24 protein-coding genes and 1 tRNA gene are annotated in these 20,012 nt (G+C 70.4%); 6 read left to right on the top strand and 19 right to left on the bottom strand.

What is annotated here, in order from left to right; genetic code table 11:
- Positions 1–43: 43 nt before the first annotated feature.
- A complete protein-coding gene (locus QNI14_RS07000) occupies positions 44–409 on the bottom strand; it encodes a cupin domain-containing protein (protein WP_283715783.1) in 366 nt (121 codons plus the stop codon).
- A gap of 72 nt (positions 410–481) precedes the next feature.
- On the opposite strand from QNI14_RS07000, the gene QNI14_RS06995 reads away from it, so the two are divergent.
- Positions 482–555 (top strand) — tRNA-Gly (locus QNI14_RS06995).
- Between the two features lie 25 nt (positions 556–580).
- On the opposite strand, the gene QNI14_RS06990 is transcribed toward QNI14_RS06995, so the two are convergent.
- Positions 581–1,099 (bottom strand): GNAT family N-acetyltransferase, encoded by a 519-nt coding sequence (locus tag QNI14_RS06990; protein ID WP_283715781.1) that lies wholly within the window; start codon positions 1,097–1,099, stop codon positions 581–583.
- Between the two features lie 107 nt (positions 1,100–1,206).
- Between QNI14_RS06990 and QNI14_RS06985 the strand changes: the two genes are divergently transcribed.
- Positions 1,207–2,799, top strand: coding sequence for an SLC13 family permease (locus QNI14_RS06985; protein WP_283715780.1), 1,593 nt, complete (start codon positions 1,207–1,209; stop codon positions 2,797–2,799).
- Between the two features lie 2 nt (positions 2,800–2,801).
- Here QNI14_RS06985 and QNI14_RS06980 read toward each other — a convergent pair whose 3' ends face one another.
- Positions 2,802–3,161, bottom strand: coding sequence for a hypothetical protein (locus QNI14_RS06980; RefSeq protein ID WP_283715778.1), 360 nt, complete (start codon positions 3,159–3,161; stop codon positions 2,802–2,804).
- A gap of 63 nt (positions 3,162–3,224) precedes the next feature.
- The gene (locus tag QNI14_RS06975) at positions 3,225–3,737 is read right to left on the bottom strand and encodes a MarR family winged helix-turn-helix transcriptional regulator (protein ID WP_283715777.1); all 513 of its coding nucleotides are present in this window, start codon (positions 3,735–3,737) and stop codon (positions 3,225–3,227) included.
- A gap of 130 nt (positions 3,738–3,867) precedes the next feature.
- On the opposite strand from QNI14_RS06975, the gene QNI14_RS06970 reads away from it, so the two are divergent.
- Positions 3,868–4,212, top strand: a complete 345-nt coding sequence (locus tag QNI14_RS06970) for a hypothetical protein (protein ID WP_283715776.1) — start codon at positions 3,868–3,870, stop codon at positions 4,210–4,212.
- 230 nt (positions 4,213–4,442) lie between these two features.
- Here the strand turns inward: QNI14_RS06970 and QNI14_RS06965 are convergent, their stop codons facing one another.
- From QNI14_RS06965 to QNI14_RS06950, 4 genes are all read right to left on the bottom strand, one after another.
- Positions 4,443–5,276: a carbohydrate kinase family protein gene (locus QNI14_RS06965; protein ID WP_283715775.1), complete on the bottom strand. Its 834-nt coding sequence runs from the start codon at positions 5,274–5,276 to the stop codon at positions 4,443–4,445.
- 20 nt (positions 5,277–5,296) lie between these two features.
- A complete protein-coding gene (locus QNI14_RS06960; RefSeq protein ID WP_283715774.1) occupies positions 5,297–6,172 on the bottom strand; it encodes an EamA family transporter in 876 nt (291 codons plus the stop codon).
- Positions 6,169–7,419: a serine hydrolase domain-containing protein gene (locus QNI14_RS06955; RefSeq protein ID WP_283715773.1), complete on the bottom strand. Its 1,251-nt coding sequence runs from the start codon at positions 7,417–7,419 to the stop codon at positions 6,169–6,171. Before QNI14_RS06955 ends, QNI14_RS06960 begins: the two co-directional genes overlap by 4 nt.
- A 75-nt stretch (positions 7,420–7,494) precedes the next feature.
- Positions 7,495–7,803: a DUF2470 domain-containing protein gene (locus QNI14_RS06950; RefSeq protein WP_283715772.1), complete on the bottom strand. Its 309-nt coding sequence runs from the start codon at positions 7,801–7,803 to the stop codon at positions 7,495–7,497.
- 62 nt (positions 7,804–7,865) lie between these two features.
- Here QNI14_RS06950 and QNI14_RS06945 point away from each other — a divergent pair, with 62 nt between their 5' ends.
- Positions 7,866–8,519, top strand: a complete 654-nt coding sequence (locus QNI14_RS06945) for a biliverdin-producing heme oxygenase (RefSeq protein WP_283715771.1) — start codon at positions 7,866–7,868, stop codon at positions 8,517–8,519.
- Positions 8,520–8,525: 6 nt separating this feature from the next.
- On the opposite strand, the gene QNI14_RS06940 is transcribed toward QNI14_RS06945, so the two are convergent.
- Entirely contained in the window at positions 8,526–9,953 is a 1,428-nt protein-coding gene (locus tag QNI14_RS06940) for an ATP-dependent DNA helicase (protein ID WP_283715770.1), read from the bottom strand.
- A 44-nt stretch (positions 9,954–9,997) separates the two neighbouring features.
- Between QNI14_RS06940 and QNI14_RS06935 the strand changes: the two genes are divergently transcribed.
- Positions 9,998–11,104, top strand: coding sequence for a hypothetical protein (locus QNI14_RS06935; RefSeq protein WP_430539253.1), 1,107 nt, complete (start codon positions 9,998–10,000; stop codon positions 11,102–11,104).
- Between the two features lie 62 nt (positions 11,105–11,166).
- On the opposite strand, the gene QNI14_RS06930 is transcribed toward QNI14_RS06935, so the two are convergent.
- Together QNI14_RS06930 and QNI14_RS06925 are read right to left on the bottom strand one after the other, a co-directional pair.
- On the bottom strand, positions 11,167–13,152 hold the full coding sequence (locus tag QNI14_RS06930; protein WP_283715768.1) for a bifunctional copper resistance protein CopD/cytochrome c oxidase assembly protein: 1,986 nt from the start codon (positions 13,150–13,152) through the stop codon (positions 11,167–11,169).
- A gap of 107 nt (positions 13,153–13,259) precedes the next feature.
- Positions 13,260–13,538: an HU family DNA-binding protein gene (locus tag QNI14_RS06925; protein WP_184214831.1), complete on the bottom strand. Its 279-nt coding sequence runs from the start codon at positions 13,536–13,538 to the stop codon at positions 13,260–13,262.
- 162 nt (positions 13,539–13,700) lie between these two features.
- Between QNI14_RS06925 and QNI14_RS06920 the strand changes: the two genes are divergently transcribed.
- Entirely contained in the window at positions 13,701–14,084 is a 384-nt protein-coding gene (locus QNI14_RS06920) for a sugar phosphate isomerase family (RefSeq protein ID WP_283715766.1), read from the top strand.
- 382 nt (positions 14,085–14,466) lie between these two features.
- Here the strand turns inward: QNI14_RS06920 and rpsN are convergent, their stop codons facing one another.
- The 8 genes from rpsN to QNI14_RS06880 form a co-directional block, all read right to left on the bottom strand.
- Complete coding sequence (gene rpsN / locus QNI14_RS06915; protein ID WP_018187657.1) at positions 14,467–14,772, bottom strand: 30S ribosomal protein S14; 306 nt, start codon at positions 14,770–14,772, stop codon at positions 14,467–14,469.
- Between the two features lie 4 nt (positions 14,773–14,776).
- Positions 14,777–14,947, bottom strand: a complete 171-nt coding sequence (gene rpmG, locus QNI14_RS06910; RefSeq protein ID WP_005051772.1) for a 50S ribosomal protein L33 — start codon at positions 14,945–14,947, stop codon at positions 14,777–14,779.
- Positions 14,947–15,183, bottom strand: a complete 237-nt coding sequence (gene rpmB, locus QNI14_RS06905; protein WP_005051771.1) for a 50S ribosomal protein L28 — start codon at positions 15,181–15,183, stop codon at positions 14,947–14,949. Before rpmB ends, rpmG begins: the two co-directional genes overlap by 1 nt.
- 206 nt (positions 15,184–15,389) lie before the next feature.
- Entirely contained in the window at positions 15,390–16,031 is a 642-nt protein-coding gene (locus tag QNI14_RS06900) for a HEAT repeat domain-containing protein (protein WP_283715758.1), read from the bottom strand.
- Positions 16,032–16,159: 128 nt separating this feature from the next.
- Positions 16,160–16,810: a DNA-3-methyladenine glycosylase gene (locus QNI14_RS06895; RefSeq protein WP_430539252.1), complete on the bottom strand. Its 651-nt coding sequence runs from the start codon at positions 16,808–16,810 to the stop codon at positions 16,160–16,162.
- Positions 16,811–16,833: 23 nt separating this feature from the next.
- On the bottom strand, positions 16,834–18,231 hold the full coding sequence (locus QNI14_RS06890) for a hypothetical protein (protein WP_283715757.1): 1,398 nt from the start codon (positions 18,229–18,231) through the stop codon (positions 16,834–16,836).
- Positions 18,221–19,000 (bottom strand): TIGR03943 family putative permease subunit, encoded by a 780-nt coding sequence (locus QNI14_RS06885; RefSeq protein ID WP_283715755.1) that lies wholly within the window; start codon positions 18,998–19,000, stop codon positions 18,221–18,223. The genes QNI14_RS06890 and QNI14_RS06885 overlap by 11 nt, the downstream gene beginning before the upstream one ends.
- Positions 18,993–19,991: a permease gene (locus QNI14_RS06880; protein WP_430539251.1), complete on the bottom strand. Its 999-nt coding sequence runs from the start codon at positions 19,989–19,991 to the stop codon at positions 18,993–18,995. Before QNI14_RS06880 ends, QNI14_RS06885 begins: the two co-directional genes overlap by 8 nt.
- Positions 19,992–20,012: the final 21 nt, after the last annotated feature.

Genomic DNA, 20,012 nt, shown 5'->3' with positions numbered 1-20,012 from the left:
CCGGCGGACTGCCGGGGCGCTTCTTGGTCCTCGGGGGTCGAGGTCAGCCAAGCTCGCGCAGCGGCGAGGTCCTGTCCCCACCGGCATCCCCCGTGTTCACCGTTCCCTTCGGCTCGACGAGGATCGCGTGCACCTCTTCGTCGGCCTTCGGGCAGTGCTCGACACCCTTCGGGACGACGAACACGTCGTTCGGGCCGAGCACGACATCGCGATCGCGGAGCTGGATGGTGAGCGTGCCGCTCACCACCATGAACAGCTCATCGGTGTCGGGGTGCGTGTGCCACACGAACTCCCCCTGGAGCTTGACCACCTTGACGTCGTAGTCGTTGATGCTGGTGAGTCGGTGCGGCTGCCAGTGTTCGGCGATGGCGGAGAGGGCTTCATGCACATTGCGGACGTCGTCAGTCACGTTCGAAGCATCCCACGCCGTGCGGTGAGCGGATGCCGCTTTGCTAAGCTTGCCGGGCGCCTACGGGCGCACGGGGCTGTAGTTCAATGGCAGAACTTCTGCTTCCCAAGCAGATAGCGCGGGTTCGATTCCCGTCAGCCCCTCCACTTACGGAGTCCTCGAGCGGAGCACTCACCCCTCCGGCGGCGCCGGTCGCTCGTCGAGCACGAGCTGCATGAACGTCAGGTCGAGCCACCGCCCGAACTTCATGCCGACCTGGCGCAGCGTGCCGGTCGCGGCGAAGCCCATGCGCTCATGCAGCCGGATCGAGCCCGCGTTCTCGGCATCGATGCCGGCGACCATCACGTGCGTGCCGCGCTGCCGCGCGCGCTCGACGAGCTCCGCCATGAGCGCCGGGCCGAGGCCCGCGCCGCGCTGATCGCCGCGCACGTACACCGAGTGCTCGACGGTGTGCCGGTAGCCGTCGAAGGCCCGCCACGGGCCGAACGAGGCATAGCCGAGCACGTCATCGTCGGCATCCACCGCGACGATCACCGGAAACCCGTGCGCCTGCCGATCTGCGATCCAGCCCCGACGATTCGCGGCATCCACCGTCTCGTCGTTCCAGATCGCCGTGGTGTGCTGCACGGCGTCGTTGTAGATCTCCGCGATGCGTTCGGCGTCGACGGGGCGGGCATCACGGATCGGCATGGTGCCATTCTCGCGCCGAACCCGTCGCCGACCTGCGCATGCACGGCTCGATCCGCAGCCCGCAGTCCGTGACATGCTGGATCGGCCGACGGCAGGGGGAGGTCGACATGGACGGCGCGATCGTGACGTTCGCGGTGCTGGGTCTCGCGATCGTCGGGTTCGTGACGAACCGGGTTCCGCTCGTCGTCGTCGCCCTCGCGGTCCCGCTGCTGCTCTGGGCCACCGGGGTCATCGACCTCGACGCCGCCCTCGCCGGCTTCAGCGACCCGATCGTGCTGTTCATCGCCGCACTGTTCGTGATCAGTGAGGCACTGGATGCCACCGGGGTGACGGCGTGGATCGCTCGGCGCCTACAGGGTCCGCGGGTCTCGGGCAGGGTGCGCCTGATGGCCACCATCGGCCTCACGGCGGCGCTGCTCGCCGCCGTCATCAGTATCAACGGTGCGGTGGCAGCGCTGCTCCCGGTCGTCGTCATCGTCGCCACCCGCGCTGGGATCGTGCCGTCGAAGCTCCTCATCCCGCTCGCGTTCGCGGCGAGCGCCGGGTCGATGCTGACCCTCTCGGGCACGCCCGTGAACATCGTCGTCTCCGAGGCGGCTGCCGCGGCGGGCGGGCGGGAGTTCGGCTACTTCGAGTTCGCGCTCGTCGGCATCCCGCTCGTGCTCGCGACTGTGACCCTCGGCATCCTCCTCCAGGAGCGCTCGTTGCCCCACCGCACCCCGGACCGGCTTGAGGTGGCAGTCGTCGACCCCGGGGAGAGCCTGGCCTCGTGGCGCGCCGACTACCGGGTCGATCTCGACGCGGACGCCCTCATCGACGGCGACCACGGCGTCGCCGAGGTGCTCATCGCGCCGCGCTCGACGCTGATCGGCCGCACCGTGTCGCCGGGGATGGCGACACGCGACGAGAACCTCATCGTGCTCGCGCTTCGCCGTGGCGACCGCTCCCCCCACGTCGACGACGGCCGCGCGACAGCCGGTTCGCTCACCCTGCAGCCGGGCGACGCCGTACTCGTGCACGGGCACTGGGAGGCGCTCCACCGGTACACGTCGTCGCCCGACGTCATCGCCGTGGCATCCTCACGCTCGATGCAACGCGCGGTGCCGATGGGCAGGGGCGCACGTCGAGCGATCGCGATCGTCGCGCTCGCCGTCGTCGCGCTCGCGACCGGGCTGGTCCCGCCGGTCGTCGTCGGACTGTGCGCCGCGGGCGCGCTGCTCGTGACGCGGGTGCTGTCGGTGCCGCAGGCGTTCCGAGCGATCTCGTGGAACACGGTCGTGCTGATCGCCGGCATGATCCCGCTCTCTGCCGCGTTCGTCGCGTCCGGCGCGGCCGACCTGATCTCGACGGCAGTGCTGGGCGTGACCGGGAGTGGGTCGCCACACCTCGCGCTGCTCGTCCTCTGCCTGCTGACGCTCGTCCTCGGACAGTTCGTGTCGAACGTGGCCACGGTGCTCGTCATGGCGCCCATCGCCGTCTCGTTCGCGGCAGCGCTGGAGGTGAGCATCCAGCCGTTCATGATGGCGCTCGCGGTGGTGGGCGCCGCTGCGTTCCTCACCCCGATCGCGACGCCGGTGAACCTGATGGTGATGCAACCGGGCGGCTACCGGTTCGAGGACTACTGGCGGTTGGGTCTGCCCCTGAGCGTCGTGTACGTCGTCATCGCGGTCGTCTACGTGCCGCTGATCTGGCCGTTCTGACGTCAGCGGCGGTCGAACCCGTCGAGGTCTGGATCCCAGTACATGTCCGGGTCATCGACGAACGTGGTGTCGGCCACGACATCGACCTCCGAGGGGTAGAGCGGATGCCGCCGCAGGGCGGCCGCGGCATCCGAGAAGTCCGGCTCGGCACCCTCCCAGCGCACCGGCACCGAAAGGACGTCGTTGCCGACGCCGATGACGAGCTCCGCCTCGCCGACCTCATCGGTCCCCTCGAAGACGATCGGGATGCCGACCGCGTCGGCGCGTCCCGCGCTCGCGATCGCCGCGGTCAGGTCGACGAGCACCTCGGCCACGTCGTCGGTGGTGATGACGGTCTCTCCGGCGTAGGTGATGCAGCGCATGCCGACATGCTCACCCGGACCGGGCGCCCGAGGGAACGGTGTTGCGCGCCCGGAGACGAGCGGTTATGGAAGATCGGATGCCGGTGGCTCGACGCCGTCTACCGCGTCGGCCATCCGACGGAGGAAGTCCTCGACGTGATCCTGCGCCTCGGGCGTCAGCTGGAGCGCCACCTCGTACATCAACTGGTGCATGCGGCCGAGGGTCTCGCGGACCTCTTCGTCGGCGTGCGGCGTCGCACGGATGAAGACGCTCCGCCGATCGTTCGGGTTGGCGATGCGCTGCACGCGACCGGTCTTCTCGAGCCGGTCGAGCATCGTGGTGACCGATGCCGACGTGACGCCGAGGTACTTCACGAGCTCGGACGGCCGCGACGTGTGGTCGGGCTGCCGCAGGAGGAAGCGGAGCGCGAGCAGCTCGTTCTCGCCCATCGCCATCGAATCGCGCGTGCGACGACGCATCGCGGCCTCGGCAGCCCGGTAGGTCCGCAGCGACTCGAGCACACGGCGAGCGCGATCGCGCTGTCCGGGGGCATCGTCGTACCAGTACCCGCTGGTCTGCGTGTCGACGTCCGCCACCTGATTCCCTCCGGACGGTGCCGATTGCACCGATCTCATCGAGAATAGATGAAGACCTCGCGGCAGGGGTCGCCTTCGACGCCGATTCGACCCCGCACCGCATGCATCGCCCACACGAAGGGACCGAGAAATGCCGTTCCGCAGCAAAGAGACCCTCGAAGCCTGGGTCGCGGAGTTCCACGATGCGCGAGGCGCCGGTGATCTGATCAAGGTCGTGGTGCAGGACGGGTCGGACGGCGGTGACACCGGTCTCGTGGTCGTCCCACTGCTCAACGCGACCGTCTCGGTGTTCATGGAGCCGACCGAGATCGGCGCGCCGGGCTGGCGCATCACGATCGAACCGCAGCCCGACACGACGATCCTCAATAGTCACCAGCTGCAGGGGATGGCCGCCGAGTTGAGCGTCGCGGCCGAGCTCTGCGCCTACCTCGAGGCACGCTCGGTCGGTCACGAGGAGATCAGCTCCGAAGCCTGACCCGGCATCCGCCCGCGCGGTGACGGATGCCGAGGGTCGCGCAACGGCGACCGCGGCGCTCGGGCCGCACCCCCTCCTCGCCGCCGCCGGCGCCCTCGCCCACGCGGCCTGAGCCGGCGTCGCCCACCCCGCGAAAGCGCCCCCTCGTGCCGAGCGCGCTGTGCGCTGCGCGACATCCGATGGCGCGCTCGGCACGAAGTGGCGCGCTCGGCGACGGACGCCGCGCGCGCTCAGGCGAGCGCGGGGTGCAAGTGGGCGGACTCCAGTGCGACGACAGCCTGCTGCGCGCCCGCCGCGAGGCATGTGTCAACGTCGGCGCCCGCCAGATGCGCGGCGAGGAATCCGGCGAAGAAGGCGTCGCCCGCGCCATTGGTGTCGACGACGTCGACGGATGCCGCGGTCACGGCGTATCGCGTGCCGTCCGCGCCCAGCGCGATCGCTCCGTCGGCACCTCGCGTGCAGACAGCCAGGCGAGGGCCGCGGTCGACGCACGCTCGCAGCAGCGCCCACGGGTCGTCGACCGCGTCGTCGTTCATGAAGACGACCTCAGCGGCACGCAGGAACGGCTCGTGGAATGCCGAGGACCCGTCGTAGTCGTGGAGGTCGGTCCAGACCGGGCCGCCGACGCCACGCCGTATCAGTTCGGCCCCGAAGACGCTGAGATCGACGACCGCGACCTCGGCGGTCGCCAGGTCGGCGAGTGACGTGTCGACAGCGGACGCGTCGACGGGCGATGGCGTGGCGACGTACAGCGACACCCGTGCGCCCTCGTCGGTCATCAGGTTCACGTGCTGCTCGGTGACCGCGCTCACGTGCCGCACCACTTCGACGTCGGCGCGCCGCAGCGCCTCGGCAACTGCCACGCCCTCGGCGTCCTCGCCGAGCAGGGCATGCAGTCGGACGGCGACACCGGCATCCGCCAGGTGCACCGCCTTTCCGGCCGACGTGCCTCCCACGGTGCGCACCGAGGCGGAGGCGAACTGCATGTGCGGGACGGGCTCGGGGAGGCGATCGAGCAGGATGAGGTGATTCCACGCGGCGGGGCCGCAGACGACGACGGTCATGCGCCCAGTCAAGCGCACCGTCAGCCGATCGGCTCGGCGATATCGTCCGCGCGGCGGCCCCCAGCGCGGATCGCGCCCATCGACGCGGCGATCACGAGGACGATGCCCCCCATCTCCCAGACGGTGAGGTGTTGCCCGAGCAGCAGGAAGCCGGCGAGCGCGGCCGTCGCCGGCGCGAGTGCCATGAGGATCGAGAACGCCGCGGCGGTGAGCCGGCGGAGCGCCACCAGTTCGAGCGCGTAGGGGATGGTCGACGACAGCAGCGCGACCGCTGCCCCGAGCGCGACGAGATCGATGCGGAGGAGGGACTCCCCGGCGTTCACGATGCCGAACGGCAGCGAGATCGCTGCCCCGACGACCATCGCGAGCGCCAACCCGTCGAGCTTCCGGAACTCGGCGCCGACCCGGGCAGACGACAGGATGTACCAGGCCCAGCACGCGCCCGCGCCGAGGGCGAAGAGCACGCCGACGGGGTCGATGTCGCCCCAGCCGCCGGCACCCAGCGCGAGCACGCCCGCGAACGCCAGCCCTGCCCACGCCCACGCCGACGCCCGGCGGCTCGCGACGATCGACAGCACCAGCGGTCCGAGCACTTCGATCGTCACCGCGACCCCGAGTGACAGCTTCTCGAGCGCGAGGTAGAAGCACGCGTTCATGACGGCGAGCGCCGTGCCGAGCTGCACCGCTGCACGCCACGCCGACGACCTGTGGCCGCGGAACGACGGCCTCGCGATCAGGAGCAGCACCAGCGCCGAGAAGACCAGCCGCAGCATGACCATGCCGAGGGGCCCCATCTGCGGGAACAGCAGGACGGCGAGCGAGGCGCCGGCCTCTTGGCACGCCAGCCCGACGACCACGAGACCGGCCGCGGAGGCCGGTGCTCCGGTTCGCGTCACGAGCAGATGGCGAGGTCGCCGATTTGCCCCGCGAGGCTCTCAGCCGTCCACGGCAGCCCCGACTCGGGGGCGGTGCGACCGTCGGCGGCCGGTGCCTTCGAGGCGATCGCGGCGAGCTGCCACGCAAGGAGCCTGACGACCGCGGACGACGCGCGGGAGTTGCTCAGCGATACCACGACGGCAAGCCCGGTCTCCCGGTCCGCGTACACGGCGGTCATCGCGCCCGGCATCGATCCGTGCTGGCCGATCAGGGTGCCCGCCTGGAACGCACCGCCGTCGGCGGTGAACCACGACGGCTGGTTGGCACCGGCGGGACGAGCATCGGCGAACCGGTCTTCGGTATCGTACGGGCGCGCCGACGACGCGAGCGCGCGTGCATAGATTGCGAGGTCCTCGACCGTCGACTCCACGCCGGTCGCACCCGCACCGACGCTCGGCGACAGCGCGGTGAGATCACGCGGCGAGGCGCAATTGAGGCTGCCGTCGTCCGAACGCACCGAGTAGAACCCACCGAGCGCATGGTCCGTGAGTGCCGTCGCGCCATATCGGCTGTTGGACATCCCCAGCGGCTCGAACACGTACTTCGTATAGAGCTGCGGCAGCGACATGCCGGTCACGCGCTCGAGGACGATGCCCAACAGCACGTAGCCGGTGTCCGACGGGGCGAACTGCGTCCCCGCGTCGAACGCACGCTCCTTCGAGAGCCCGTACGCCGCGAGCTCCCCGGCGGTCCAGACCCGCTCGGGCGTTGCGAGGACGCGCGCGAGGATCGAATCGGTGTACTCGCCGATACCGCTCGTGCCGTCGCACAGCTGCCCGAGCGTGATGTCCTTCACGTTGGGATACGAGTCGGTCCACTCCGACACCGCGTCGTCCACTCCGACGGTGCCGTTCTCCACCAGGGCGTACAGCACATCGCACGTCATCGAGCGCGTCGCAGCCGTCGCTCTGATGGTCATGTCGGCGCTGACCGCCGAACCTTCCGGGCTCGTCGTGCCGAGTCCGGCAACCCACTCGCCCGCCCACGGCGCGTACACACCGACGATGGCGCCCGGAGAACCGGTCGCGGACATCGCCGTCTCGGTGGCGGCTTGGAGCTGCGCCCGGACGTCGTCGGGCAACGCGGCATCCACCTGATCGATCCCGAGATCGATGACCTCGGCCGCGGGGGCGCACGCCGCCAGACCGACGGCGAGTGCGGCCGCCGCCACCCCCGCGATCGCCCGTCGAATGCCGATGTTCCTCACGCGCCGGTCACCCCCCGTCTGAAGCCTCAGACGATTACAACACACCGCGCCCGGTCCGCCCTGCGCCGCGCAGCCTCAGTGCGGGCGCGGCTCCACGCCCAGGCGCGCGCACGCGGCGTCGTAGAGCGCCACGATCTCGCGTCGCACATGGGGTCGTTCCGAGATCGCCCCGCCCGGCCACGGCACGCGGATGACGTCCTCCGCGCCGTCGGCCGTGATGACGTGCCACTGGCCGGCGGCGCCGTCGAACGTGGTCATCGTCGAGGAGATGACGTCGGGCAGCGGCGAGAACGCGCGCGCGATGAGGACGTTGTCGTCGCGGTGGTCGTCGTTCATGTGCGCGAGGACCGCCGTCACCACCTGCGGCTCGAAGACGTGGGGCATGCCGTCAGCCTACGAGAAATTGCACCTTCAGGTTAGCTGAGCCTTACTGTACGCTTCTGGCCATGTCCGAACTCATCCCGTTCTCCACCGCCGTGCGCGAGCGCTCGTCTGCGGCGCACTCCTCCAGCGAGGGCGCCGGCTTCATGACCGACCTCATGCGAGGGAACGGGACGCGCGAGGACTACATCGCGCTCGTCGCCCAGCACTGGTTCATCTACGAGGCGCTCGAGGCTGCCGCCGCACGGATGCGCAGCGACCCGCTGGCATCCGTCTTCATCAGCGAGAAGCTGACGCGGCTCCCCGCGCTCGAGGCCGACCTGGAGTTCCTGCTGGGCGATGACTGGCGCGACCAGGTCACCCCGCTCCCGACCACCGCGCGCTACGTCGCACGCATCAACGAGGTCGGCGCGACGTGGCCAGGCGGCTTCGTCGCCCACCACTACACGCGCTACCTCGGCGACCTGTCGGGCGGCCAGTTCATCGGCAAAGTGATGGCGCGCCAGTTCGGGTTCGAGACGAACGGCATCGGGTTCTACATCTTCGACGAGATCGCCGACCCGCACGCCTTCAAGGACGTGTATCGCGAGCAATTGGATGCCGCGCCCTGGGACGCCGCCGAGCGCGAGCGCGTGATCGACGAGGTGCTCCTCGCGTACCGCTTCAACACCGAGCTGTTCGTCGACCTCGCCGCGGCGAAGGCGGCGTCCGCGGCCTGACCGGGCTCAGTCGGCGGCGGGTTCGCCCGCCGTCGCGCCGCCTGCTGTGGCGGATGCCGCGGCGCGCACGCCGGCCATGAAGCGGCGCACGTCGCGGTCGACCAGGATGTCGGCGGGGCGCAGCGGGCGCGACAGGTAGAGCCCGTCGAGCGAGGTGAGCCGCGACAGCGCGACGTACGTCTGGCCGGGAGCGAAGGCCCCCGTGCCGAGGTCGACGATCGCGCGGTCGTAGGTCTTGCCCTGCGACTTGTGGATCGTGACCGCCCACGCGAGCCGAAGCGGGAACTGCGTGTACTCCGCGACGATCTCACGCGTCAGCTTGCGGGTGCCCGGGTCGTACGCGTAGCGGAACCGTTCCCAGACCGCGGGCTCGACGTCGTGCTCCTCGCCGTCGAGCTCGACGCGGACGTTCGCGCCGGCGATGCGGGTCACCGTGCCGATCGACCCGTTCACCCAGCGCGGGCCGTCACCGCCGTAGCCGCCGATGTCGTTGCGCAGGAACATCACCTGCGCGCCCACCTTCAACTGCAGCTCCGGGTCGGCGGGATACGCGTCGTTCCGACCGAAGTCGCCGCTGATCTCGGCCCGCGCCGTCTGCACGGGACCCGGCAGCGCGTCCAGATGACGCTGATTGATGCGGTTCACGATGTCGTTCCGCGTCGCGAGGGTGATGACCGGCACCTCGCCCTCCGCTGGCTCCGGCGGCGTGCGCGAACCCGCGGCGTTCAGCGCGCCGGCGATGTCCGCCGTCACGATCCCGTGCCGCACGGCGTTCAGCATCGCCTTGAAGTCGTCATCCGACTGACGGTGGATGTCGCGCAGCTCGGCGATGTGCAGGGGCGCACCGACCCGCCCGAGGTCGAGGAGCCCGTCGGAGCGGATCGCCCCGCCATCTGCTCGGGGACCGGCCCACACCTGCGCGTCGAAGAACCAGAACGACCGGTAGTGGTCCTGGATGTAGCGCAGCTCGTCGCCGCGAGGCGGCACCGGCGACAGCTGATACGGGTCGCCGAACATCACGACCTGCACGCCGCCGAACGGCTCCGAGCGGCGGCGGCGCGCCTGGCGCAGCGACCGGTCGATCGCATCCATCACGTCGGCGTTCACCATCGAGATCTCGTCGATGATGAGCGTGTCGATCGCGTTCAGGATCTTGCGCGTGGCATCCGACTGTTCGAGCTCACTGTCGGCGATGAGCCCGATCGGCAGCTTGAACAGCGAATGGATCGTCTGCCCCTCGACGTTCAGTGCCGCGACGCCGGTCGGCGCGCAGACGGCGATCTGCTTCTCGGTGTTCCACGCGAGGTGCTGCAGCAGCGTCGACTTGCCGGTTCCCGCGCGGCCGGTGACGAACACGTGCTCACGGGTGTCTTCGATGAGACGGAAGAGCGCGTCCTGTTCGGGCGACAGGGGCGGCGTGCTCACCGGAACCATGGTAGCTATCAGCCGGGGGTTCCTAGACTGAACACGTGGAGCGTATCGGTGAAGAGGAAGGGGCGGATGCCGCCGTGCCCGACACCCCCACGCGCACCTCGACCGTCGCCGAGCGACGGCGCCGCCGCAAGCTCGCGTTCGATCTGACCGCGCTGGCCCTCGTGGGCGTGCTGTTGGCGGGCGCCCTGTACGCCGGCGGCAACGCGCTGTATCGGCAGTTCTACAGCCCGACCGCGTTCGTCCTCGAATACCTGCAGCTCCTCGCCGACGGACGCGCGAGCGACGCGCTGCTGCTCCCCGGGGTGTCGGTCGACTCGGACGAGCTCACCGGCGCGGACCTGCCCGACACCGCCAGCGCTGCGCTCCTGCGCGGTGAGGCACTCGCCCCGCTCAGCGACATCGAGGTCGTCTCCGAGAAGGTGCGTGATGACGGCGACACCGCGGTGACCGTCTCGTACCGGGTCGGCGGGCACGCCGGCACCACGACGTTCGACGTCGAACGGGACGGTTCCATCGGGGTCGCACCGACGTGGCGGTTCGCCGAGAGCCCCCTCGCGGTCATCGAACTCGCCGTGCGCGGGTCGATGCAGTTCCTCGTCAACGGGTTCGCGGTCGACAAGCGGCAGATCTCCCCTGACGGCCCCGAAGCCGACCCGCTCGAACCGGTGTCGATGCTCGCATTCTCGCCCGGGTTGTACTCCATCACCGTCGACACCGCGACGACCGCGAGCGCGGGGGTCGCCGTGCTCACCGACGCGCCGCTCGCGGCCGTCCCAGTCTCGTTCCAGGCCGAGCCCACCGCCGCGTTCATCGACGTCGTCCAGACGAAAGTCGAGACGTTCCTCGCCGACTGCGCCACCCAGAAGGTGCTGCAGCCCACCGGCTGCCCGTTCGGCTATTACGTCCGCAATCGCATCGTCGAAGCCCCGACGTGGTCGATCACCGAGCAGCCCACCGTCGCGCTCGAACCCGACGGCGCCGACTGGGCGATCACCCGCACCCAGGCCGTCGCGAAAATCGACGTGCAGATCCAGTCGCTTTTCGACGGCACGCTCTTCGACGTGAAGGAGGAGGTGCCCTTCTTCATCACGGGGAAGATCACGATCCTCCCCGATGGCACCGCCTCGATCGCGGTCTCCGCCTCGAACTGACGGGCGGATGCCGCGGCGTCAGCCTCCCGAGCGCGACGCTCGCGCGTCGCGCTCCAGTGCCGTCACCCTCCTGAGCGCGACGCTCGCGCGTCGCGCTCAGCGATCTTCGCGAGGCGGGCGTTGTAGGCCTCGAGCTCGGCGTCGCCGGTGCGGTCGGCGTGGCGGTCGGCCGACTTCTGCTGGCGCGCGTCCGAGCGGCTCCACTGCACGGCGACGACGATCGCGAGGATGAGCGTCGGGATCTCGCCGATCGACCAGGCGACACCGCCGCCCATGTACTGGTCGGCGAGCGGATCGGCACCCCAGGTGCGCCCCATCGAGCCGAACCACTCCGCGACGAACAGGCCCGACGACATCATGATCGAGATGCCGAAGAACGCGTGCATCGCCATCACACCGATGAGGGTGAGCAGCCGACCCGGGTGCGGCAAGCGGTACGGCACCGGGTCGATGCCGACGAGCGACAGCACGAAGAGGTATCCAGTGATGAGGAAGTGCGCCACCATCCACTCGTGCCCGATGTGGTCGTACAAGGTCCAGCGGAAGATGTCGGTGTAGTAGAACGCCCACAGCGAGCCGATGAACAGCCCCGCCGCGACAAGCGGATGCGTCAGCACCCGAGCCAGCGGGTTGTGCACGGCCCACAGGATCCACTCGCGTCCGCCGCGGCTGCCGTCGTCGCGCTTGCGGATCGCACGCGACGCCAGGGTCACCGGCGCGCCGAAGACGAGGCACAGCGGGATCGCCATCGACAGCAGCATGTGGCCGATCATGTGCATGCTGAACAGGTAGTCCTGGTACGCGTTCACCGAGCCGCAGGTCACCCAGAGCAGCACGGCGAGCCCCAGCATCCACAACACCGTCCGCCACACCGGCCACCGGTCGCCGCGACGGTGCAGCCGCCACACGCCGGCCGCGTAGAAGAAAACGCCGAAGCCGACCGCGAACGCCCAGATGAGGTCGACGTCCCAGGCGGTGAGCCAACGGATCGGCGTGAGCTCGGGCGGCAGCGGGGCACCTGTGAGGTACTCCGCCGGGGTCGCAGCGCTCGGGAGCGTCGTGTCGACCGGCGGCGGCGTCACGGACAGTGCGACCGCCGCACCCGACGCGATGCCCATGAACACGACCTCGACGGCGACGAGGGTCCAGAATCGGGCGGCGGTCGCCGCATCCCGGATGCCGCGGATGAGGTGCCGACGATAGATCGCCCCGAGCACCCCCATCGCCACGAGCGCGACGATCTTCACCAGCAGCAAGGCGCCGTACGGCGTGAGCAGGTCGTCGAGCGAGACGATGCCGACGATCGCGCGGGCCGTGCCCGACAGCGCGACGACGATGAACGCGGCGAGCGCGATGCTCGAGTAGCGGCCGAGCACCGCCGCGACACGATCACGGTCGAGGAGCGGCCGCAGCAGGATGACGATGAGGAGCCCACCGAGCCAGACCGCGGCGCCGATGATATGCAGCGCGAGCGCGGTGACGGCGGTGTTGTGGTTCGCCTCGGATCCGGCGTGACCGACCATCGCCATCGGGATGAGCGCCGCGATCGCGAGACCCGCGATCAGGAGCGTCGGGATCCATCCGCGGACGGCGAAGGTGAGCACCGTCAGCACGGCGGCCGCGATCGTCACGATCAACCAGGCGATACCCGGTTCCGTGTCGACGAGGAACCGGCCCAGCTGCTGCCCGAACGCCGCGTCAGCGCTGAGCTGCGTGGGGAAGGCGTTGAGGAAGGTCAGGAAGGCGGTCGTGGCGCTTGCCACGGTGAGGATCGCGGCGCCTGCGGAGGCGGCATCCAACGCCCTGTCGAACTCCGGTGTGCCCGCCTGCAGGGCGAACAGCGCCACCACGAGCGACCCGACGAGGAGCGCGGCGGAGAGGTTCACGACGAGCTCGGCGATCGGGAGCCCCCACCGCACGAAGGGACCGGCATCGAGCACCGCGAGCGGGGCCGCGCCACCACCGAAGGCCAACCCGATCAGGAGGGCGACGAGCGCGGACAGTCCCAGGATCGCGGGCCCGGCAAAGCGAAGGGCGCGCGGGTTCACCGTGCCAGCCTACGCGCGCCGCCTGTGCCTCCGCCGCGCGGGCGGTCGTGCGGGAACGCAGAAGGGGGATGCCGCGTGGCATCCCCCTTCGTACGCGTGCGTCCGTCTTACTTGACGGCAGCCTTCAGCTTCGAACCAGCGCTGACCTTGACGCGCTTGCCCGCGGGGATCTTGATCTCCGCACCCGTCTGCGGGTTGCGGCCCGTGCGAGCTGCAGTCTCGACCTGCTCGAACGCGATCCAGCCGGGGATCGAAACCTTCTCGCCCTTGGCGACGGCCTCGGAGACGGACGAGAACAGGCCGTCGACGACGCGCGAGACGGTGGCCTGGCTCTCGCCGGTGGCGCTGGCGATGCTGGCGACGAGTTCGGTCTTGGTGATGGCCATGGTGCTCCTCCAGACGGCTGATCGCCGTCTTCAGTTACTCGGACCGGCGGCGGAACCGTCGGCTGGTCTGTGCGACCGGTCCCGAATATACCCACGAACCGCGTGATTCCGCGGATTTCGGCGGAACGGGAGGTGAATTTCCCGGCGTGTCGCGTAACAGAAGTGACTGTTGCGACGAATGTCGCGTCCGACTTCGCTTTCCGCGGAATTCCGCGGCTTTCCGGCGGTTCGGCGGATGTCGGCCGCGCGGGGCGGTCGCAATTCAGGCTGCACGGCTCCGAGGCATCCGATTCGGCTCGAAATCGGACGTTCTGCCTGAGTTCTGCGCTCGACCTGGCGTTCATCTCGTCGAGTTCGTGGAACCTCGGTCACGGCGTCACGACGCCGGTCGAAGCGAAGATCGAGGCGAAGCGCGCCGCGGTCGAATCCGCCGAGCGGTCGGTGCTCATGGCCGACAGCTCGAAGTACGGCCGCTTCGCGAAGTACCGCGCCCTGCGCCTCGACGAGGTCGGCACCGTCATCACGGACGCGGGCCTCGCAGAGTAGGCGGCGTCCGATCTGACCGCCGCCGGCATCGACCTCGTCCGCGCCTGAGGCGCTGGCTCGGGCCTGCCGCGCAGCGGCATCCCGGCATCCCGGCATCCGCTCACGCCCCGGCATCCGTGGCATCCGTGGCATCCGCTCGAGAGAACACCTGCGCGCCGAGAGTACGACCGCGACCCGTTCCCTCGGCGCGGATGTGTTCTCTCGCGGACTCAGGACCACGAGACAGCAGTGGGAACCCGAGACACCGGTCGTGGACCAACGTTTCGGGCTGCGGCTGCTGTCTCGCGGTCAGCGCACGCGCCGAGCGGATGCCGCACGCGCGACGCCCCGGAACGACGAAACCCCCGTCCGAAGACGGGGGTTTCGTGCGTGAAGCGAGTGCTTACCAGCTCGACTTGGTCACGCCGGGCAGCTCGCCACGGTGCGCCATCTCGCGGAAGCGGACACGCGAGATGCCGAACTTCGACAGGTGGCCGCGGGGGCGTCCGTCGATGGCGTCGCGGTTGCGCAGGCGCACGGGCGACGCGTTGCGGGGAAGCTTCTGCAGGCCGACGCGGGCGGCCTCGCGGGCCTCGTCGGTCGCGTTCGGGTCGACGAGAGTCTTCTTCAGCTCGGCACGCTTCTCGGCGTAGCGGGCGACGATGACCTCGCGCTGGTTGTTGCGCGCGATCTTGCTCTTCTTCGCCATGCGATCAGCGCTCCTCTCGGAATTCGACGTGCTTGCGGATCACCGGGTCGTACTTCTTGAGCACGATGCGGTCGGGGTTGTTGCGGCGGTTCTTGCGCGTCACGTAGGTGTACCCCGTGCCGGCGGTCGAACGCAGCTTGATGATCGGACGGACGTCCTGAGCCTTCTTCGCCATTAGAGCTTCACACCCTTCGCGATGAGGTCCTTCACGACCGACTCGATGCCGCGGGCGTCGATGACCTTGATGCCCTTAGCCGAGACGTTCAGCGTGATCTTGCGACCAAGCGAAGGAACGTAGTAGGTCTTCTTCTGCACGTTCGGGTCGAAGCGGCGCTTCGTCCGGCGGTGCGAGTGCGAGATGTTGTGACCGAAGCCGGGAACAGCTCCTGTCACCTGGCACACTGCTGCCATAGTGATTCTCCTTAGTACCGTGAGGCCGGACGGCCCCACCCAAGATCCCTTGTCTGCATCCCGCTTCCGGACACGGCCGTAGACCGTCTTCAAGAGGTGGGATGCGAACTGCGTGCTGGAGTGCGCGCAGACGAAGAGTCAGTCTAGCACGGCCGGGCGTGTCGCCTTGACTCAGGATGCCGCAGCACGCGGCATCCGCTCGTCGGTCACCGCTGCTCGGCCTCGGCCTCGACCGCGGCGACGGCCTCGTCGAAGGTCAGCTCGGGATCGTGCAGCAGCCGTGCGGTGACCGCGGCGTGGGTGCGGACGTACGGCCCGCCCGCGGCGACGGCGCGCGCGACGACCCGCTCGGCGTGCTCACCGAGCGCGGCGAGCGCTTCACTCAGGCTGCGCTGCGTCTCGCGCTCGCCTCGGGCGAGCTGCGTCGCGAGCACACGCGCGAGTTCGGGCTTCGCCGTCTCGGGCGCGGTGCGCACGGCGGTGCGCCAGGCGACGCGGGCGACCTGATCCTCGGGATCGGTGAGGAGTTCGGTCGTCACGGCGGCCCAGACCCGCGGCCCGCCGATCTTCGAGAGCGTGTGGAGCGCCTGGCTGCGCACCTGCGCGCCGCGCGAGCCGAGTTCCGGAAGGAGAAGATCGGTGACCTGCTCGGCGTCGTGCCGGGTGAGCGCCCACGTGAGCATCTCGCGCACGAGGAACTCCGGCTCGAAGCGGCACTGCGCCACGAGCACCGGCACGTACGTGGGGTGCGGGTGCGTGCCCGCGGTCATCGCCGCCTGCACCCGAGCCGACGAGTCGGTCGCGTCGAGCGCGGCGCGCAGCCGCCCGGCGGCATCCACTTCGGTCATGTCACACCTCCCCCGCTCCAGCACACCACACCGCGGCACGGGTATGGGCCGCTCACCGCCTGCTCAGGTGGCAGAACACGCCGCTACCCCGGGTGCGAAGCGACAAGAGGTGCCACCTGAAGCGGGGCTCAGGCCTCGCGGGCGCCGCGGCCCCAGCGGAACGCCGACACCGTCGGGTCGCCCGCGATCCAGAAGCGCCACGGGAACGCGGCGGTCCCGGCGACCCCCGCGACGCCGACCCGCGGACCGGATGCCACCTCGGCGAGCGGCCGCGAACGCACGAACAGCCGCGCCGAAGCCCCCGCCTGCACCTCACCGGTCACCGCGTCGATGCCGTCGTGCAGCGGATGCCGCAGCCCCACCGCATCGCCGAACCGGCCGGGGCCGCGTGCGAGGTCGCGGGCCGACCGCGCCGCGGGGCGGCGCGCGTGCGCGGCATCCGCTCCCTCGATCACCTCGCCGGCACGGAGCAGGATACCGCCGGCGACGCCCTCGGGCCCGCTCACCACATTGACGCACGAGTGGATGCCGTGGCTCAGGTAGACGTAGAGGTGTCCGGGCTCGCCCCACATCGTGGCGTTGCGCGCGGTGCGGCCCATCCGCGCGTGCGAACCGGGGTCGGGCGCCTCGCCGGTGCCCTGCCCGTGGTACGCCTCGACCTCGGTGAGCCGCACCGCGACGACACCACCGGCCGTCTCGACGCGAAGCACGCCGCCGAGCAGCCGCGGCGCGACGTCGGCCGGCAGTCCGAGCAGGTCGTTGCGCGTCACCGGCCGCACCCCTGCCAGCGGGTCGAACCCGCTCACAGCGACGGCGCCCGCCGGCACCACGACAGGTCGAAGCCCGACACGGCGACGACCTCGGCGCCGTCGGCGAGCGCGACGACGCGGGTCTCCACGCGTTCGGGCAGGGGCAGCAGGTAGCCGTCGTACGGGTTCGACACCGCGTCGGGCGCGACGACGAGCGCCGCGTACCGGCCGCTCGGCGAGACGCATGACTGCAGCAGCGTGTCGGTGACGGCGATCGTCGCGAGAGGTGTCGCCTCGCCATCGGCGTCAACACGGGCGACCGTCGTGTCGAGCGCGTCGAGACCGTCGAACGGCGTGAGGGCGCGCAGCGTTTCGCCGCCCGGGAGCGCGAGGAGCGAGCCGATCTGCCCGAGCGACTCGTCGGTCGCGGCCAGTGCGGTCCCGTCAGCCGTCGCGAGATCGACGACGGCCGGCCCTTCGACGCGTTCGATGTAGGCCGAGGTGCCCGCGATGTCGTCGATGCCGATCGCGTTGCCGAGTGCGACCGAATCGCCGCCGTCGGGCGCGATGAGACTGAGCGCGCCGTCGAACGTGAGCATGAGGATGCTGTCGGTCGCCGGCACGAACCGCCAGTCCTCGACGCGCGCGTCGCCCGCGGAGCGTTCGACGGGCACCGGCGCGGCATCCGGGTCGGCGGTGGAACCGGTGAAGAGCAGGCTCTCGCGACCCTGGTCGGCCGAGATGTCGGCGTCCGTGAACGTGTAGCCGATCGTGTTGCCCGCCTCGGCGCTCTGCAGGTTCGTCACCGTGCCCTCGCCCGGGAGTGCGAACTCCTCGGGGCTCGAGCCGTCGAGCCGCGTCACGATGAGGTGCGAGACGTCGTCCTCGATCGTCGAGACGACGAGCCGCGCGGCCGTCGCCCGGAAGTCCTCGATGTGCGGGTGCTCGAACACTGGCACCGCGTCGCCGGCGAGGTCGACGCGGAAGATCGTGTCGGTCTCGTCGCCGCGCTGCAGCACGAACCCGTGCAGCGCCGGCGTCGTGAAGGTCTGCTCGATCGTGGCATCCGGTCCCCCGCCGACACCGCGCACGCTCTCGATCCGCACCGTGTACTCGGTGTCGTCCCACAGCGGCAGCGCGAACCGCAGGCCGACACTCCGGCCCGAGGTGTCGACGGTGAAGTCGGTCGCCGGGCTCACGGTCACTTGCGACGGGTCGACCTCGGCGAGCGACTGCGTCGTCGTGAAGATGATGCGCGAGCCTGCGGATGCCACCGACGCGGCCGGGTCCGACTCGACCGACGTGACCCGCGGGCCCTGCACCGTCGTGAGTACGCCCGTGACCACGGCGACGACGGCGAACACGCCGATGACCGCGAGTGTGCGGAGGACGAACGCGCGCGAGAGTCGGGCCCGACGCCGATCCGCGCGGCGGGGTGCGTCAGAACTCATACGGGTCCTCGGGCTCGTCGACGACCTCGACGGATGCCGCGTCGACGCGCAGCTGCCCGTTCACGTCGCGGATCGTGCCGCGCACCGTCACCCAGTTGCCGTCGGCGGGGACGTCGTCCGCCGCGATGGGGAGGCTGGCGGGCTGCGCGTCGATGACGCAGTGCGTGATGACGAGGCGCGTCAGGTCGAAGCCGTCGGAGCCTGGCGAGACGAACCCGGTGAGTGCGATCTCGGTGCCGTCGAACGCCTGCGGGTCGGTCGCCGTCGCGAACACGCTCGCCCAATCGCCGACCCCGAACGCGTCGGTGTCGCCCATCACCGCGAGGGCGACGGCGTCGGCGCCCTGGAACAGCGGCGGCGAGCCGGTGTCGCGCTGCATCGCGAGCTCCGCCGACAGTGTGGCCGGCGGGACGACGAGCATCGCGCCCGCCACCGACGCGGCGAGGACGCCGCCGACGACGCTCGCCGCCGTGCCGGCGAGCTCGCGGCGCGGCATCCGCTCGGCGTGGTCATCGTCGGTATGGCCGTGCTCGTCGTGCCCGTGCCCGTCGCCGTGGTCGTGCCCGTGGTCGGCGGCGTCGCCGAGGCGCAGGGTGCAGCTGAGCACCGCGCCGACGAGGGCGACGACGGCCATCGACACCGCGAACCAGGCCGAGTCCGGGTTGATGTAGAGCCCGAGGCGGCCGGTCAGCGCGAGCGCGACGGTGACGGCGGCGATGATCGCGGCGAGGCCGACGCCGAGCAGACGGAACCAGATGGTGTCACGCAAGGAGGTTCACCACCCCTCCGATCGCGGCGGCGAAGAGGATCACCGTGACGACCAGCACCGCGAGCACGCGCGTCCGGAAGGTCGTGCGCAGGAGCGCGAGCATCTTCACGTCGACGAGCGGGCCGACGAGCAGGAACGCGACGATCGCGCCGGGGGTGAACGTCGACGCGAACGACAGCGCGAAGAACGAGTCGACGTTCGAGCAGATCGCGACGACGATCGCGAGCAGGATCATCGCGGCGATCGACAGCGCCGGGTTCGATCCGATCGCGAGCAGCACGTCGCGCGGGATGACGACCTGCACGAGCCCGGCGATCGCCGAGCCGATGATGAGCGCCGGCATGACGGCGCGGAGCTCGACGACGAACTGCGCGAGACTGCGCCGCCAGCGGTCACCGGACGCCTGCTGCTCGACGAGGCACGCGTCGCGGAAGCGGTCGGTGAGGAGGGAGTCGGGATCAGGGTGCCGGCTGTACAGCCACCCGATCACGTTGGCGATGAGGTAGCCGCCGAGCAGCCGCGCCACGAGCACGCCGTCGTCGAAGCCGAACGCCTGGTGCGTCGTGATGATGACGATCGGGTTCACGATCGGCGCCGCGATCAGGAACGTCAGCGTCTCGGACACCGCGAAGCCGCGCATCATCAGCCCGCGCGCGAACGGCACGTTGCCGCATTCGCACACCGGGATCAGCATGCCGAGGAGCGACAGGACGGCGCGGCGACCCCACGGGTTTCGCGGCATCCACCGTTCGATCACGCCCGGCGGCACCCACACCTGCACGACGATCGACAGCAGCACGCCGAGCACGACGAACGGCAGCGACTCGATGAGCACGCTGAGCGAGAGCGTCAGGCCGTCCTGCGCGCGGGTCGGGAGCTCCGGCAGCGGTGTCCACAGCGCGAGGGCCAGCAGCGCACCGACGACGACCAGGCCGACCGACACCGCGACGAGTGTGCGGGTGCCGGGCGAATGGACGCGGACGGATGCCACCTCCCCGGTGCGTGTGCGAGC

This window comes from Microbacterium dauci, from assembly GCF_030065535.1.
GTDB classification, from domain to species: Bacteria; Actinomycetota; Actinomycetes; order Actinomycetales; family Microbacteriaceae; genus Microbacterium; species Microbacterium dauci.
Note: the sequence above shows the minus strand (reverse complement) of the source record. Positions and strands in the feature narration are given on the sequence as shown.